The sequence below is a fragment of the Bacillus sp. AFS098217 genome (genome assembly GCF_002551815.1).
Lineage (GTDB): Bacteria > Bacillota > Bacilli > Bacillales > Bacillaceae_G > Bacillus_A.
On sequence record NZ_NVPR01000079.1, the window covers coordinates 16,227 to 33,732 of the forward strand.

Sequence of the window (17,506 nt, forward strand, 5' to 3'; positions counted from 1 at the left end):
TGTGCTTTTCGCAATGAAAATTATAAAAAATATTGCATTTTTATTTATAATTTCCGAAAATACATACTCATCCATTACGAAAAGCAAGTCAAAAAACGAAATTTTAAAATAACAATACATGTAATCAAAAACATTTTTTAACTAAAAGTTAATTGTATAATAAAACATCAACTAAAATTCAATTTGCTTAGCTGTTTTAACATTAGCGAACCACTGAGCAAATATTTCGTTATGATGATCAATAATTTGTGACGCAGATAAAATTTTAGAATCATATGTACTATGTCCATCCTCTACAAGCGTAAGCTCATATCCAAGACTATAAGCACGCCTGCATGTTGCATCCACACAAATCTCCGTTTGAATTCCCGCGATTACAATTTGTTTTATATTTCGTTCATCTAGTTTCTGTTGCAAGTTCGTTCTATGAAATGAATCTGGATGATTTTTTTCAATAATAATGTCTTCCGTTAACGGGGCTATAGATGTATGAATTCCCCACCCAGGAGTCTCTCTTTCAAGTAAAGAACCAGCCTTTCCATTGTACTTCATATAAAAAATAGGTACTTTAGCAAAGCGAGCCTTTGAAATTAATAACTTGATATTTCCTAATAATTCCTCTCCCCTATATAGTGGTTGCTCCTCCTGAAAAGACCCTGTCTGCACATCAATAATAAGTAATGCGGCACAATTTCTTATCATAAAAAATCCCTCCAAAACATTTTTTCAGCCCAATCCCTAAACATGTTCACTTGAAAATTCACCTTTTTAATGTGTCCAAAATACGTTATCAAATTACGTATAATGATTGAAATGACTCATATATTCAACTATAGAGTGGAGCATTTCTTCAACGCATGCTGATTATGAATTGAGACCATTGAACTTTCTATCAAAATGAAATAATACAAGGATGAAAAAGAAGAAGCTGTCTCCAAAAGGTCGTTTTTTCTCAACCTTTTGGAGCAGCTTCTTCTTTATCCAACTTCACGATCTTCTTGTTGATTATGCACTTCTTTTTCTTCTTTCATTAACGCATACGGTGTACACATATATGTTTTAGCAATTTCATCGTATGTAACACGAGCTTTTACACCAAATACATTTTCGAACAATTCATCATTTAAAATTTCTTTCGGTGCACCTTCCATTACTTTATTCCCATCTTTTATAGCAACAAGATGATGTGCATATTTCGCCGCATGATTTAAGTCATGTACAACCATAATGACTGTCCGATTCTCTTCTTCATTTAACTTCTTTAATAGTTCGAGTACTTCAAGCTGATGTGCCATATCTAAATATGTTGTTGGTTCATCTAATAATAACAATTCTGTATCTTGTGCAAGTGCCATTGCAATCCAAACTCGTTGCCTTTGTCCACCAGATAGTTCATCTAATGTACGAGTTTTAAACTCAGTCATTCCCGTTACTTGCAGTGCCCAATTGACCATATCATAGTCTTGATCACTCCGTTTTCCAAGTAAACGTTGATGTGGATATCGTCCATGCCACACAAGCCCCTCAACTGTAAGTCCTTCAGGTGCTGTCGGAGATTGAGGCAAAATAGCTAGTTTTTTCGCTACTTCTTTCGTTGGCATTGTTTGAATAGCCTTACCATCTAAATAAACATTCCCTTTTGTTGGTTGCAGAAGACGTGCTAATGATTTTAAAATTGTCGATTTCCCGCAACCATTTCTCCCTACTAGAGCTGTAATCTTCCCATTTGGAATATGTAATTCTAAATTATGAATAATAGTATTCTCTCCGTAGGTAAGTTCAAGATGCTCTGTATATAAACTCGTCATCTTGTTCACTCCTTATTATATATCATTTATTTTATGCTGCTTTTCTCTTAACAATTAGGTAAATAAAATAAGGTGCTCCAATAAGTGCTGTAATGATTCCGGCTGGTATTTCAATAGGTGGGATTATAATTCTTCCCACCATATCTGCGCCGACTACAAGTAATGCACCAAGTAAAGCCGAAACTGGCAAAAACACTCTACTATCTGAACCAACTAACAAACGTGCTGCATGTGGAATAACAAGACCAACAAAGCCAATTGTTCCTGCAACCGCTACAGAACTAGCAGCTAATCCAACCGCTGTACCAATTAGTATGAAACGGACAATATTTAAGCGCATACCGAGTCCTCTTACTGTTTCTTCATTCAATAAGAGAAGGTTAATTTGTTTATAACTTAAAAACACAATCACAGATCCAACAACGGTCCATGGCCATAGCATTTCAACGTGTTGCATAGACCGTGCATATAAACTTCCTTTTAACCAAACAAGTGCCTGTGAGGAATCGAGCGCAAACTTTACAATAATAAATGTAATTAAAGCCTGTAAGCCAGCAGATATTGCGACTCCGCATAACGCAAGACTTTCTGGTTTTAACCCGCCTTTTTGGTACGATAACACATAAACAAGTATACTTGCGAGCAGTGCACCCAAAAACGCGGCAACAGGAAGCATCATCGGCGGTGCACTCGGGAACACTAAAAGCATCACAACAGCAACAAGTCCTCCTCCAGCAGAAATCCCAATAATATCAGGAGCAGCAAGCGGATTTCTCGTAATGCTTTGTAAAATAGATCCTGATAGTGCCATATTAATACCTACTAACGCCGCGATTACCAGACGTGGCACACGATATTTTAAAACGACTCCTTTCCCTGTTGTTATTTCTTCCACGATTTGCGAAAACGGTGTTGGAACTGCACCTAACCTTAAGCTAAGCACTGCAAAGAGAATTAATAATAGAACGCCTACTATCATAATCATTGTGAATCGCCCAAATTTCTTCATCACATAGCACCCCTCTTTCTTCTCATTAAGTAAACAAAGAATGGTGTGCCAAGCAATGCGGTAATAACGCCCACAGGTGTATCTGCTGGATAGGAAACCCACTGCGCTACAAAATCAGCAAAGACAAGTAAGTTCGCTCCAAGTAATGCTGAAAATGGTATAATGATTCGATAATCTTCACCGACGATTTTCCTTGCAATATGCGGAACCATCAAACCTACAAATCCAATTGGGCCTGCCACTGCAACCCCGCTTCCAACTAATAGAACAATGATAAGTGCAAAGATGCGGCGTATACGAAGGACATTGATCCCTAATCCCCGCGCTGTTTCTTCACCAAGAGCGAGAATATTCAGCTGATTTGCTAGTAAAGCCGTAATAATGATAACTGGGCCTGCTGTTACTAATGTTAGCTTTATATCAAGCCAATTTGCCCCAGATAATTTACCAGCCATCCAGTATAAAATTTCATTTAGTTGTGTTTCATATAATAAAATAGATCCTGTTGTTACAGAACCAAGAAAGAAACTAACCGCAATCCCAGCCAATACAAGACGCGACGGTGTATACTCTCCGCGAAACGCCAATGAATAAACAACACTGCCACCAACTGCAGCACCAACAAAAGCTGCTATTAAAATAACAAAGCTCGCATCCTTATCACCAAAAATTAAAAGAGCTAACACGACAAAGCAAGAAGCACCTTGGTTTACCCCCATAATTTCTGGATCTGACAACGGATTACGTGTAATTCCTTGTAATAAGCACCCCGCAACTGCTAGCGCAGCACCAATTAATATTGCGAGTAAAACACGCGGCATACGTACATGCCACACTGTATAATAAATTAAGTTTTTCGTATCCGCTGAAAATACTTCATGCAGATTAGATAGTGTAAGGCCTTTCACACGAAATAAAACAGAAATACTAGCGATTACTAGTAATAATAGAAAGAAAAAAATAAATTTAAAAACAGAAGGAGCATACGGAAAAAGTTCCCGTTTGCTCTCTAATTGTTCCTCCTTCAAAGCAGTCCACTCCCTACTTAGCTGACTGACCAGTGAAAGCTGGAATGGCTTCATCTAAAATTTTTGATGCTGCAATTGGCCCGCGGCCACGCGCCCATAGGTTACGATCCACATCAATTACATGTTTTTCTTTTACAGCTTTTAAGTTATTATATAGTGGGTTTTCTTTAAATTTCTCAACTTTTTCACCATATAAGAATATGTAATCCGGATTAATTTCATTTAAGCGTTCCATAGTGATTTTTGCGATTTCCGCCTTACCTTCTGTTTGCTCTTTTTTACCTTCAAATGCATATTTCACACCAATGTCTGTCATTAATGTTCCAATAAAGGAATCTTTAATCCAAACAGAAAATTCACCATCAAACGCACCAATTACAACTGCAGTTGGTTCACCTTTTATTTGTTCTTTTGTTTTGGCAATCTTATCTGTTAACTCTTTCTTTATCTCTTTTGCCTTATCTTCTTTACCAACAGCTTTTGCAATGGTATCAACATTTTCTAATACTTCTTGATAGCTATTATCGTCTAAAGCAATCGTTGGTGCGATATCTTGTAATTCTTTCTTCACCATATTATGACGATCCTTACTCGCAATAATTAAATCTGGCGTTGCTGATTGAATTACCTCTAAGTTTGGTGCTTTCCTCTCACCTACATCCGTTGTTTGTTTCACTTTATCTTGTAAGTATTCTGGAACTTTTGTTTTTCCTATCCCTGCAGTTGCAACTGGTGTCACTCCTAAAGCTGTTAATGTATCAGTAAATGAGAAGTCCAGTGCTACCACTCGTTTTGGAGTTTCCTTCAACTCTGTTTCTCCCCACGCGTTCTTAATTTTTACTACTCCAGTTTGTTTTGTTGCTTCTGCTTTATCTTCTTTCTTCACCGTCTCTTTTGATTCCGCTCCACATCCGGAAAGAGCACCCACCGCTAACGAAAATGCTAATGCGGCAATACCAATTTTCTGTCTTTTCATTATGTAATCCCCCATCCACTAATATTGATAATCATTTTCATTTAATATAATAACATAATTTTGATAATTGTCTATACTTTTACAAATTATGCACCTTTTGTATGACATCATCGAATACATATTGTTTACGTACAAATGAAGAAGACATCCCACTTTGCATCCCGCTATATACTGGAACAAACTGAATTTTGTCACCGACACGATATGTTATACTATCTGTTATATCAATAATTAAATGATCACTACTTCCGCCAAGAATTTCGATATGCTCATCAAGTGGATATAATCCGCTAATATCCAAATCTTGTCGACCAATCGCAACGATAGCCCGCAATCGTTCTCCTTTCTCTTCAAAACATGGAACTTGACCAAAAGCGTTTTTTCCAATCACTCCTTTAGGCATCGAGGGCTTTCTTTTCATCTCAATAATCTCAGCTTCCACCAAAAATATATCTTGGTACATAAAAGGAATGTTCTTCCCATATGCTGTTTCTTTCCCGAGGAAAATAGCTTCGCCAATCCGAAGAGAATTGACACGCCCTATGTCTTTCCTCTGTAAGATAAGAGGTAAAGAACTAGAATTTCCGCCCGAAATAATTGAAAGTGGCTGTGCGATTTTTCTTTCCACTAACTCAGCTAATTGTGTTAACTCTCGTAAAGAAGACTCAGTTGGAATCACACCGCTAAAACAAGTGAAATTAGCTCCAATACCAAAAAGTTCTATTCCTTGCACTTCAACTACCCTTTGTGCAGTCTCTACCGTTTGTTCAGGCAGTATCCCTTCACGAAGATCTCCTAAATCTACCATTAAAATAACCTTATGTATTTTTCCGCATCGTACTGCCGCCCTTCCTAACGCTTCAATCACACAAAATTCAGAATTCAAACTAATATCTACAGTCTGAACCGTCTCCTCCACTTCTGATAAGGCTGGTGTACGAATTAAAAGCAATTCTACACCGCTTCCCATCAGCGAACGGATTTTTTGGAGATGTTGTAATCTTGAATCCGCAAACCTTGTAAATCCAACTTCGCTTAAAATTTCAATTACTTTTGTTGCAGCCCCCACTCCTTTAGTTACAGGAAAACACATAATATTTGCACGCTCGCACAGTTGTTTCATCATAAGAGCATTATGTTTTAATTTTGAAAGGTGTATTTTCATAATGGGTAGCATGTTGCATCCCTCCTACATACAAAGCGGATTTGCAAAATTTGTATATAAATACGATTTTGCCTGATCATGTATTCTCATCGAAAAAAGTGCCTTTGTTTCAATGAAAGGAGCAAATATTGCTGCTTTTTGCTCTTTTGTTGCCCCTGCCATAAAATCTTCCACAACATTTGTAACAATTCTCCATAACTCTTTTTCTTGTATATCATCAATCGTTCTCGCTATTGTAAATAACAAATCTCCAAAATGATTTTGTAAAACAGAATGAATGAATTTGTTATACACCTCGTTCATATCATCCGTAAACAACGCAGCTTCTTGCATGCTATCAAGATTTATCCATTTTGCTAATTTCTCTTTATGAATTCTCACCCCACCAAGATCACGAACAAGAATACGAGTTACTTCACCATCTTTTGTAGCAATAATCGAATTTTGCATATGTCCCTCTAAGGCTATCCCATACTGTAAAACAAGCTCCAATAATGGAAGCATCACTTTTTCAGTATAATGAGAGATATAATAAAATACATCTTCTTTACCAATGTCTTCCTTTCCGAAATATGTACGCATGATATCTAAAATGACCGGTTCATTTTCTTTTAATGGATTACTTGCTGTTAAACTAGCACCGACCCATAGTAATTCTCCTTCTCTTCTATATTGATTTGGGTCTTCTCGTAAAATAAATGCTAGATTACGTCCTAAATCTCTATTATTCTGTTTAGAAAAGTAAGCTCCTACCCGCTCTCTTATAACAACGACAGATTGCTCTAACTGTTGCTCCTTTTTATATATGCTATCTAGTACTTCGGATAATAACGGGCCATTTACTGTAATTTCTGGCGATACAGTACGAACAGCACTCGTTGCTTGTGCCCGTACTGGAAGTTTCACATGATATGGTAGTTCTAATATATTCATTGTTCGAAATGATAGTGTTGCACGTGAAGACAATTGATATGGAATTGGAATAATCCATCCTTCTTCCAATTCTGGACCGTATTCTTCTTGTAATACATGCTCATATTGCCATGGATGAATAAGAAATGGATAATAATCTTCCATTCTTTTCTCTTTATTTATAAGTAATGTATATACTGCTTCATATAAATCTGATGAACTTTCGTATATGAGTGGTTTTTTTATATGATCTCCTGTTACTTCAGCTACATCTTTATGAACAAGCAAAACGTTTAATGGAACAACATGTTCAAATTCTGGTGCATACAACTTTACTTCTTCTTTTAATAAACCAAGTTTCGTTTTCGTAGATGGATGAAGCGGATGGCCTTCAATAACGAGTGATTCCGTATAAATAAACTCATCAAATGGTAGGCATATTTTTAAAGTTTTTAAAAATTGATATAGATTATTTGGCCTTGTTTTTGTTACAAACATAACGTTTGTCTCTAACTGTTGTTTCACCCATTCTTGTTTTCGATCCCACGCCTCATACGCTAACTCTAAATTGGTTACACTGTTTTCCAATTCTTCTTGTAAAGATTGTGAAATATGAATACGCAAAAATGGAGCTACTTCTTCCAAAAACATTGACAATGACTCAATCCATCTTATATGTCCACGAACTTTAAAACGAATTGGGAATATGAACTCGTATCGTTCAAATGCGCCTTCTTGCTTTACTTCTAACAATAATTCCACATCGTTTAAGCTATCTACAACTTCTATAGCCTGCTCGTGTTTGCATATCGTACAACTCTCTTGTAACACCTTCTCTCGAATAAGTGCATTACAAAAACGATTTAAAATACTCCGTTCTGCTTTTACTCTATTAACTCGTTTGCTTTGAATGGACAAACTCGCTCCCCCTCTTCTTTTGTTGTTTCAGACTGATAAATTGAAATAAAAGTGGAATCATACATACAATCCCCATCAAAATAAATGTTTCGACAATCCCAACATATTCAAGAGAATAACTAACTAAAATTGACCCGAGTGGAATCATCCCTCGATCCATCAGCACTACGCTAAGCATTAGTCCTCGCTCTTCCTCACGGACATGATGCTGAAAATAAACACGATTACTTGATCGTAATAGCTGACCAAATAAACCAATAGAGAATAAGAGAATAAAAAATACATATGTATTACTAATAATCAGTAGCGCTAAAGAAATGGAAAATAGAATTAAGCTAGTATAATACAGACGCACTTCTGAAATATAGCACAGTGCTTTCGGCAGAATTATAGTAGCTATAATTGCACCAATTGCAGCTGATGACATAGCAATTCCAAACACTTCTGCTTTTCCCGTAAATTGTTTTGAAACAAGCGCTGGCAAGACAGACGTATAGGAAAAACCGAAAGCCATTGTAATAAGTGATGTCACAAAGATATTTCTTCCCATTTTGTCATAAGAGAAATACGCAATAATCTGTTTCCAACTCGCTTTTCTCTTTTCTTTTCGTTTTTTCATCGGTTGATCTTTCATTGATAAAACAAGAACCCAGGCAATAAGTGAACAAACGGCCTGCATCATAAATGTTAATGTAATATGCCCTGCTGCGATAAGAAATCCTGCTAATGCCGGGCCTGTTGATCGACAAACATTCATAACAAATGAATGCATGGAAATCAGTTTGCTAATTTGATTATTTGTATCAATATCTGAAAGAAGTGTATTCCGATTTGGTGTCTCTAATGCACTAATTACCCCTCGTATAAATGAAAAAAGTAAAAAAACAAAATATGAAGGAGTAACGAAAGCAGCATAAATCGCAAGTAAAGTTGTCAATACAAATCCCCAAAAAGAATATGATTTCATTAATTTGACACGCGGATATAAATCACACAGTTTTCCTGCATACACACTAAATAATGCAATAGGAATAAGTCGTACAAAGTTTAACCACCCTAAATAAGTTGCACTATGGTACAAATCATAAACGTACCAATTGATAGCGGTCATTCCGAGCCAATTCCCCATAAACAAAAAAAATGAACTAATAAAAAAAGGTTTTCGAATAAGAATCACCCCCAATTTTTTGTTGCAATTTTAAATAGACTCTTTATAATTGAAAATGATTATCAATGTCGCTATAGGAACAATATAAAATATTCTCTCTTTTTTGTAAAGATTAAAAATTAAGAAAGGTGGTTCCTATGCAATTAAATAGCATTCATTCATTTGATATAGAAGAACAAACACTATTTTCTTTTTTACAGCAAAATCATCCACCGTTACATGAAACATATAAACAAAATCTATCTAAAGGGCGGGAGGGTATATTAGAACGCCTCCTCTCTTCTGTCATTCGAGAAAATATAAGCAATCTAATGGATACTGCGGTAACGTTTCAAAAATCATATGAAACATTTATTTCTATTTCAACAGACGATTGTCCAGATTATTTACTAGACTATGTACATGCACACCAGAAGTTATTTGAAAAATCTTCTCTGATACAAGCTTTATATTTTAAGAAACAAGACTGTTACTTACTTGTACCAATTCAACAAATATATGCTTTTGATCGTCCAATTGTACATGGTCCATATATACATATATCACCATCTACACAAAAAGAAATTACGCATCCAAACGAAGTATTAGCTTTAATTTTCCAAGAAGATTGGGAGGGACCTTCTTCCTATTTTCATATGTTTGAAGAAGATTTGGCTAACAGTGCTGCTAATTTATCCTTGGCCTATACATTTCATGAACAATCTAATGCAGTTTCAACATTAGCTGCAGCGGCCCAAACAGATGATCATTATACTTTTTTTGAACAACTTGTTATCGAAGGACACCCTTGCCATCCGGGAGCAAAAATGAGAAAAGGCTTAAATCCTGAAGAAACAATCGCTTATTCAGCAGAATTTAAAAATATGATTCCACTCCGGTTTGTAGCCGTTCATAAACAAAATGTAAGTACCGCATTTATGAACTCACAAGATTGGAATCCTATCATTTTTTCTTTTGAACCTATATTAAAAATCGAAGCAAAGATACGATTGGGCGATAAAATAAATGATTATTTTTTATTACCTATCCATCCTTGGCAAACGATTCATACATTGCAAGAATTATATAAAGCGGAAGTTCAACAGGAAAAAATGATTATTTTTGATTATGACGCACCATATGTAGCTGGCATGTCATTTCGTACCATCTTCCCGGCAAATTATGAAACAAGAAGACCTCATTATAAATTAACAACAAATGTTCATTTAACGGGGGAAGTGCGGACATTATCAGAACAGACAATTCATAACGGTCCTCTGATGAGTAACATATTACAAAAAATTATGAAAGAAGATACAAGTATCGATGAGACAACATTTATTCCGATTATGGAACGTGCTGGTGCACATTTCCTCGATATAAATGACTCTAATATAGATTGGCAAACACTGAGAAGCGAAAATCTCGCATGTGTCATTCGTGATAATGTTCACTCCTATATTCATAAAGACGAATGGGCTATTGTAGGTTCTGCTCTCGTTGCATCAGTACATGGAGCAAATCAACCTCTTATCACTGAACTTATCGAACTGTATAAATCAAAACATCACCTAACATTACATGATGCAATCGTTATATTTATTGAGAAATATGTAACTAATGCTTTAACTGGATTCATTCCACTCATGGTGAAATATGGAATTGGTCTGGAAGGTCATCTACAAAATACAGTGCCTGTCTTTAAAAAAGATGGTACACCAGATCGACTTCTTGTACGTGATTGGGAAGGCATCCGAGTTCATCGTGGTCGCTTACAGCAAGCAGGAATTGACATTACAAACTTCCATCACAAATCTCGAATTTTAGTTGATGATGAAAAGAGTGTACGAAATAAAGTATTTTACTCAGTAATGCAAAATCACTTTGGAGAATTATTTATTCATGTCAGCCGTTTCTATAAAATTGATGAACAACTGCTTTGGAATATTGTAAAACGAGTTACACAAAATATTTTTATGGATTTACGCCAAGACATGCGCTATATACAAAATGCAGCTGCGGATTATGATGTTTTCTTTGCAGAAAAGGTAGACTATAAGGCTTTAACGCTCATGCGGATGATGGGTGAAGCACATTCCTACTTTTATGTAAAAGTTGATAATCCATTGTATAAATGATAAAACATCCTTCTTTTCTCATTAGAGTGAAGAAGGATGTTTTACATTCATTTTCCTTTATACATGTTCTGTATACACGTATCTCGATCTACATTACTCTAATCCATTACTGCGGCAGAGCATCATACACATACGGATCGTTTGGCTTTTCAATTTTTTCGACTTTACTTACTTTCACAAGTAGAAATAGCGTTCCTTTATATGTCGTTTCATCTAATAATCCAGTTACTTGTACCCACGTCTCTTCCGGAAATTTTTTTATTTCTTTTCCAGATACAATCATCCCCCACACAGAGGCATCTGCAATACAACATGTAATACCATACCTAGCAACTACTGTTTTATTCCCTTTCACCTCTTTATCGTTATAAACAAACCTTGTAAATGTAATTTCCTTTTCCTTAAATCCAAGAACATCTTGGCCAATTATATTCATTGTTTGTGTGATTTGAACCATAACTTTGCCGTTCCGGCAAGGTTATGGTTCTTTTTGTTTGCGGCAAACTTATGCTTCCAGGATTTGAATAATATTTTTAATGTCGTTTTTAAAAAGCCACGATGTTTATAAAAAAGTTGCAATGTTTTTGCCTTTTAATTAAAGAGTTCTAAATGAATTTTGATCCACCCTTTTCAAAGTATATTCATTTTATTTATTATAAAATATAAGTTTGTAAAGTAGTTCTGACTATACTTTATTTTAAAGCTACAATAATTCCTTGATAAATAAATAGAATTATTGTAAAGTAATGATAATTAAATTATATATTATTTGAAAGTGATGAAAGGAAGTAGTAACAGGTATTTTTTCTTTTAGAGAGTCGGTGGGTGGTGTAAACCGATAGAAAGAGCTTGTGAATCCGTCCTTGAGCGAAATGTGGAACACTTCAATGTGAGGTTAGTAATCGTTTCCGGTTAAAAACCGTTAATTTTTTAAGTTGAAAGCTTATATTTTCTATGCTTTCAACTAGGGTGGCAACGCGGGTTAACTCTCGTCCCTTTTATAGGGACGGGAGTTTTTTGTGTTTTTTTAGTGAAATTCCCTACCTTAAAAGTTTAACGTGAACGGAGAAGATGGCATTAGTCACTTATTAAAGGAGAGATAAGATATGTTAGATGTAAAAGTATTACGTGTTAATTTTGAAGAAGTAAAGAAAAAATTGATTAATCGCGGTGGAGAGTTTTTTGAATTAGATAAATTTGAAGAATTAGACCAAAAGCGTCGCGAATTGTTAGTAAGAGTAGAAGAATTAAAAAGTAAACGTAATGAAGTATCTGAGCTTATTTCGAAGTTAAAGCGTGAAAAACAAGATGCTGATGAACTTATAATCGAAATGCGTGAAGTAGGAGACAATATTAAAGCGTTAGATGATGAGTTACGTAATGTAGAAGAGGAATTGAATTCTATATTATTGGCATTGCCAAATATACCTAATGAAACAGTGCCTATTGGAGCAACAGAAGATGATAATGTTGAAATACGTAAGTGGGGAGAAATAAACGAATTTTCATTTGAAGCAAAACCACATTGGGAAGTTGCTGAGAAATTAGGATTACTAGATTTTGAGCGTGCAGCAAAAGTAACAGGAAGTCGCTTCGTATATTACAATGGCTTGGGAGCACGTTTAGAGAGAGCAGTAGCTAATTTTATGTTGGATTTACATGTTGAAGAACATGGATATACGGAAGTGATTCCACCGTTTATCGTAAATAGCGATAGTTTATTAGGAACAGGACAATTCCCAAAATTTAAGGAAGATGTATTTATATTAAAAGATACAGATTACGCTTTAATTCCAACAGCGGAGGTACCATTAGCGAACTATTATCGTGATGAAATATTAAATGGTGTAGAATTACCTATTAATTTTACAGCACATACTCCATGTTTCCGTTCTGAAGCTGGTAGTGCAGGACGTGATACGAGAGGACTTATTCGTCAGCACCAATTTAGCAAAGTTGAAATGGTTAAATATACTAAGCCAGAAGAATCATACGATGAGTTAGAAAAATTAACAGCGAATGCTGAAAGAGTACTACAATTGTTACAATTACCTTATCGAGTAATCGTATTATGTACAGCTGATATAGCATTTCCAGCTGCTAAAACATATGACATTGAAGTGTGGTTACCTAGCTATGGAATTTATCGTGAAATTTCTTCTTGCTCAAACTGTGAAGATTTCCAAGCACGTCGTGCAAGCATACGTTTCCGTCGTACACAAGGCGCAAAACCAGAATTTGTACACACATTAAATGGTTCTGGGTTAGCTATAGGGCGTACAGTAGCAGCTATTTTAGAGAACTACCAACAAGAAGACGGCTCAGTTATAATCCCAGAAGTATTGCGTCCATATATGGGGGGAGTAGAGGTTATTAAATAAGAAAGATGTTGATTTGAGATAAAGTTTAACGATTTATAAAAAGTATGGGTGTTTACAAAAAGTCGTACCGTTGTGCATAGAAATTTTTTATTAATTCCTATTAAATTAACATACGCTTCTGGTTTTGATTAAACTTTTTATAAAAACATATCTACTAACAACAAACAACCCAAGCATTTTACCTCATCTTTTTTTCAAAATGTTTGGGTTTCTTCTGATAAAAAATCAAATTTTGTATCATGCTTTTGATCAAACTTTATTACAAACCAACAGCATTCACGGCAAGTTCATGAGTTAAAAAAAGATTTATGGCAATGTTATGCTTCAAATATTACAAGAATGTTCTCTAAAAACTATGCTTTCTGGCAATATTATGGTTCAAATTGTGGCGGATTTATGATTCAAATCACAGTTTGAATATAATTTTTGTCCTCTATTTGTATCTTCTTTTGATTCATTATCGTTTTTTTAAATCGGAATCATTATGATTTATCGTTGCATTTTGCCTTCTCATCATTTATTATAAAACGTAATGATTACGATTTAATAGGAGGAATATACAATGAAAAGAGTACCCATTACTGTATTAAGTGGTTTTTTAGGATCCGGAAAAACTACTTTATTAAATCATATTTTGGCAAATAAAGAAGGATTAAAAGTAGCAGTCATTGTAAATGACATGAGCGAAGTAAATATTGACGCTGCTCTTGTAAAACAAGGAGGTTTTTCTCGTACTGAAGAAAAATTAGTAGAAATTCAAAACGGTTGCATTTGTTGTACACTTCGAGAAGATTTAATCATTGAAGTAAACCGTCTTGTAGAAGCAGGAGATATCGACTACATCGTTATCGAATCTTCCGGTATTAGTGAACCCATTCCAGTCGCACAAACATTTACGTATATGGACGAAGAACTTAGCATTGACTTAACGAGTAAATGTCGCCTTGATACAATGGTTACTGTAGTTGATGCAAATCGATATTGGGATGATTTTGCCGCTGGCGAAAGTTTACTAGATCGAAAACAAGCAATTGATGAAACCGATACAAGAGAAGTTATCGATCTATTAATTGATCAGATTGAATTTGCAAATGTGATTCTTTTGAACAAAGCGGATTTACTAGAGAAAGAAGATGTGATGGAACTTCATCGCCTCTTACAAAAATTGAATCCTGGGGCAAAAATTATTGAATCTTCATTTAGTGTAGTTCCACTAAATGAAATTTTAAATACAAATTTATTTAACTATGATGAAGCAAGCCAATCAGCTGGTTGGATTCAGGAGTTAAATACCGAACACCATACGCCCGAAACAGAAGAATACGGCATCGGTTCCTTTGTTTATCGCCGCAAACGTCCGTTTCATCCTGTACGCCTTATGAAATGGTTACAAAACTGGCCATTAGATGTAGTAAGAGCGAAAGGTTTTTTCTGGCTTGCATCTCGTAATCATATGATGGGGCTTCTTTCTCAAGCTGGTTCTTCGATTACCATTCAAGGTGCTGGTGAATGGATTGCCGCATTACCTGAAGGTGAGCAGCAGCAAATACTTACAGAAGAACCAGAAATCTTAAAAAATTGGGATAAACAATACGGGGATCGTATTACAGAACTTGTCTTTATTGGAATTGAAATGGAACAGTCTACAATTGAACAATCTTTAGATGCATGTCTACTAACTGATGAAGAAATGGAACAGAAATGGGATAATTTTGTTGATCCAATTCCTTCGTTTACCGTTGTATCATGATACAACGAAAAAAAACAAGATGGTTTCCTCAAAAGGTGACCACCTTGTTTTTATTTATGATTTAGATTTGTTAGGCTTATTGATTATATTCCCCCATATAACAAGTATAATTGTAGCAATTGCTAAAAATACATATATCGAGCCTTTCTTAGCAAACATTCAGCTTCATGTATTGCGCCTCGAATATCTATTCTTTCAAAACTTCATTTCTGCACGTAAATCTATTGAAGAGCACAATTTAATCATTGAAGCATTAAGGAACAAAGATGCAGCACAAATAGAGCAAATAATGTCTCAAAACTGGTTGCGACCAATGAAAGAAATACAAAAAATAATTTCTCTGCAATAAGAAAAAGAGCCGTTTATATTGTAGAAAACATAAACGGCTCTCCCTTCACACTTCTCTATGATTATGCGCGAATCTCGGCATATTTCTCAATGTCCCTAAACTCTTTTTCTAGTTCTTCTAAGGAAAGCTCGTATAATTGTCGGTCGAGAACTTTAAACACACCTGCCCCAATTAACTGATCAATTAAATACCTCTTACGATTTTCAACAGCAAAACGGAGTTGGCTACCCATCTAAAAACTCCTTCCTACAACAACTGAAAATGATAATCTTTATTAATTACCACTTTGATTGTAAAAGATGATGTTTTATAAGTAAAGTAATTTCATGAAATATTTACCTTACAAACTGTTTGTGGCCACATTATATATATGTATGTTACGCAAAGAATGTTATGACACTTTTTATCATCTTTTTTCTTTCATACTTCGCAAGTTGTCTCAATATGATTAAATTCTCCCTCTATTTCCAAATGAATCGTGACATGTTCTACATGAAATTTTTCTTTCGTACATTCGTTGCTTCTTTTAATACCATTTGTATATCTTTGTCTTTTTCAATAATAAGATGACAAGTTTCTACTTGATAATCTGATGTGGAGCATATAGGTAAATCATGTACTTCTTTTTCTTTTACAATCGTAATATGTAATAATGTATGTTTCACTTTATCCTATTTCGTTACGTCACGAGTCACCTCTTCACTTATACAATCTTCGTTACTTTTTATATAAGTCCTTTTTTCTCAACAAAAAACTAGACTACTTCTTTTTCTCTTTCATATTGTTTAATAATAAACAAAAATTCAAGGAGGTTATAGTTTTGAAACGGTTATTTCTCTGTATGGAACGAGAACTTGTTGTCTTAGAAGAAAAAAACGAAGAGTATCAAATTCAATATCATTTACAAAATATGCAACCTACTTGTATTGCAGTAGACCCATTTCAATCCAACCGTATATATTGCGGTACGTTTGGCCGGGGGTTATGGTTAAGTGACGATAGTGGGGATTCTTGGAGACCGATTGGCGATTCTTACCGTTACTTTGATTTCCCTAAAGAAGACGGTATTTCACATTCTTCTATTACTGCAATAACTGTAAGCTCCAATAAGAAAGTTAATGACTATGGCGTCGTTTATGTTGGCACAGAACCTAGTGCCTTATTTTACTCAGAAAATGGTGGTGAAACGTGGAATGAATGTAAAAATATGAAATCATTACTTTCTTCATATACGTGGGCATTTCCCCCTCGTCCTTTCACGCATCATGTACGATGGATTACAGTTGATCCAAATAAACAAGATACTTTGCATGTATCAATTGAAGCCGGGGCCGTTATTCAAAGTAACGATAATGGACAAACTTGGACCGATAAAAAATTCGGTGCTCCTATCGATGCCCATCAATTGCTTATGCACCCCGATGCTCCTAATCGTCTTTATGCATCATGCGGTGATGGGTTTATGAGTGGTCCTGATCGTGCCTATCTCGAAAGTTATAATGGAGGAAGTAGCTGGACTTCATGCAGTGAAGGATTAGAACATCACTATTTATACAGTATGGCTATCGATCCTGCTGATTGTGATACGATCCTCGTTTCTGCTGCGCCAAGTGCTGATCTAGCTCACCACCGTATTCCTTATGAATCTTATATTTATCGAAAAACGAAAGATACACCTTTTGAGCAGGTACATCAAGGACTACCATCTGCAATCGGTACAGTTATTTCCATGCTTGCAACAAATCCAGCCGAGCCTCATACGTTTTACACGTTAAATAATAATGGTGTCTTTCAATCTTTAGATGCTGGACAAACGTGGGGACAATTAAACATTCCGTGGAAGGAAGAATATAAAACACAACACCCTCATGCTTTACTAATCACTACTTCTTAACGAAAAGAAAAGGACTACCTATTTATCAAGG

General features: G+C 35.3%; 13 protein-coding genes, 3 pseudogenes and 1 other annotated feature. Of the genes and pseudogenes, 5 read left to right on the forward strand and 11 right to left on the reverse strand.

The window, feature by feature from the left end:
- Window positions 1-171 precede the first annotated feature (171 nt).
- From COO03_RS20150 to COO03_RS20185, 8 genes are all read right to left on the reverse strand, one after another.
- On the reverse strand, window positions 172-702 hold the full coding sequence (locus tag COO03_RS20150; protein WP_097898870.1) for a cysteine hydrolase family protein: 531 nt from the start codon (window positions 700-702) through the stop codon (window positions 172-174).
- Window positions 703-977: 275 nt separating this feature from the next.
- A complete protein-coding gene (locus tag COO03_RS20155) occupies window positions 978-1,808 on the reverse strand; it encodes an ABC transporter ATP-binding protein (protein ID WP_097898871.1) in 831 nt (276 codons plus the stop codon).
- Between the two features lie 31 nt (window positions 1,809-1,839).
- Entirely contained in the window at window positions 1,840-2,817 is a 978-nt protein-coding gene (locus COO03_RS20160; protein WP_097898872.1) for a FecCD family ABC transporter permease, read from the reverse strand.
- Entirely contained in the window at window positions 2,817-3,845 is a 1,029-nt protein-coding gene (locus tag COO03_RS20165) for a FecCD family ABC transporter permease (RefSeq protein WP_230322455.1), read from the reverse strand. Before COO03_RS20165 ends, COO03_RS20160 begins: the two co-directional genes overlap by 1 nt.
- Before the next feature lie 13 nt (window positions 3,846-3,858).
- Window positions 3,859-4,821 carry an ABC transporter substrate-binding protein gene (locus COO03_RS20170; protein ID WP_170958218.1) on the reverse strand — a complete coding sequence of 321 codons (963 nt, stop codon included), beginning with the start codon at window positions 4,819-4,821 and terminating at the stop codon, window positions 3,859-3,861.
- A 79-nt stretch (window positions 4,822-4,900) separates the two neighbouring features.
- Entirely contained in the window at window positions 4,901-5,998 is a 1,098-nt protein-coding gene (locus COO03_RS20175) for an alanine/ornithine racemase family PLP-dependent enzyme (protein ID WP_170958217.1), read from the reverse strand.
- A 12-nt stretch (window positions 5,999-6,010) separates the two neighbouring features.
- The gene (locus tag COO03_RS20180) at window positions 6,011-7,816 is read right to left on the reverse strand and encodes an IucA/IucC family protein (protein WP_097898875.1); all 1,806 of its coding nucleotides are present in this window, start codon (window positions 7,814-7,816) and stop codon (window positions 6,011-6,013) included.
- Window positions 7,791-8,993, reverse strand: coding sequence for an MFS transporter (locus tag COO03_RS20185; RefSeq protein WP_255257259.1), 1,203 nt, complete (start codon window positions 8,991-8,993; stop codon window positions 7,791-7,793). Before COO03_RS20185 ends, COO03_RS20180 begins: the two co-directional genes overlap by 26 nt.
- A 128-nt stretch (window positions 8,994-9,121) precedes the next feature.
- Between COO03_RS20185 and COO03_RS20190 the strand changes: the two genes are divergently transcribed.
- Window positions 9,122-11,101: an IucA/IucC family protein gene (locus COO03_RS20190; RefSeq protein WP_097898876.1), complete on the forward strand. Its 1,980-nt coding sequence runs from the start codon at window positions 9,122-9,124 to the stop codon at window positions 11,099-11,101.
- 106 nt (window positions 11,102-11,207) lie between these two features.
- Here the strand turns inward: COO03_RS20190 and COO03_RS20195 are convergent.
- Window positions 11,208-11,543: pseudogene (locus COO03_RS20195) on the reverse strand (TIGR03943 family putative permease subunit); the annotation flags it as partial.
- 327 nt (window positions 11,544-11,870) lie between these two features.
- Window positions 11,871-12,101: a binding site (T-box leader), on the forward strand.
- Between the two features lie 106 nt (window positions 12,102-12,207).
- Here COO03_RS20195 and serS point away from each other — a divergent pair.
- From serS to COO03_RS20210, 3 genes and pseudogenes are all read left to right on the forward strand, one after another.
- Window positions 12,208-13,482, forward strand: coding sequence for a serine--tRNA ligase (gene serS, locus COO03_RS20200; protein ID WP_097898877.1), 1,275 nt, complete (start codon window positions 12,208-12,210; stop codon window positions 13,480-13,482).
- 562 nt (window positions 13,483-14,044) lie between these two features.
- Entirely contained in the window at window positions 14,045-15,232 is a 1,188-nt protein-coding gene (locus COO03_RS20205; protein ID WP_097898878.1) for a GTP-binding protein, read from the forward strand.
- Between the two features lie 109 nt (window positions 15,233-15,341).
- Window positions 15,342-15,581: pseudogene (locus COO03_RS20210) on the forward strand (FCD domain-containing protein); the annotation flags it as partial.
- A 61-nt stretch (window positions 15,582-15,642) separates the two neighbouring features.
- On the opposite strand, the gene fbpA reads toward COO03_RS20210, so the two are convergent.
- Together fbpA and COO03_RS20220 are read right to left on the reverse strand one after the other, a co-directional pair.
- Complete coding sequence (fbpA, locus tag COO03_RS20215; RefSeq protein ID WP_097898879.1) at window positions 15,643-15,813, reverse strand: Fur-regulated basic protein FbpA; 171 nt, start codon at window positions 15,811-15,813, stop codon at window positions 15,643-15,645.
- A gap of 188 nt (window positions 15,814-16,001) precedes the next feature.
- Window positions 16,002-16,252: pseudogene (locus COO03_RS20220) on the reverse strand (cation diffusion facilitator family transporter); the annotation flags it as partial.
- A gap of 149 nt (window positions 16,253-16,401) precedes the next feature.
- Between COO03_RS20220 and COO03_RS20225 the strand changes: the two are divergent.
- Window positions 16,402-17,475, forward strand: coding sequence for a glycosyl hydrolase (locus COO03_RS20225; protein ID WP_097898880.1), 1,074 nt, complete (start codon window positions 16,402-16,404; stop codon window positions 17,473-17,475).
- Window positions 17,476-17,506: the final 31 nt, after the last annotated feature.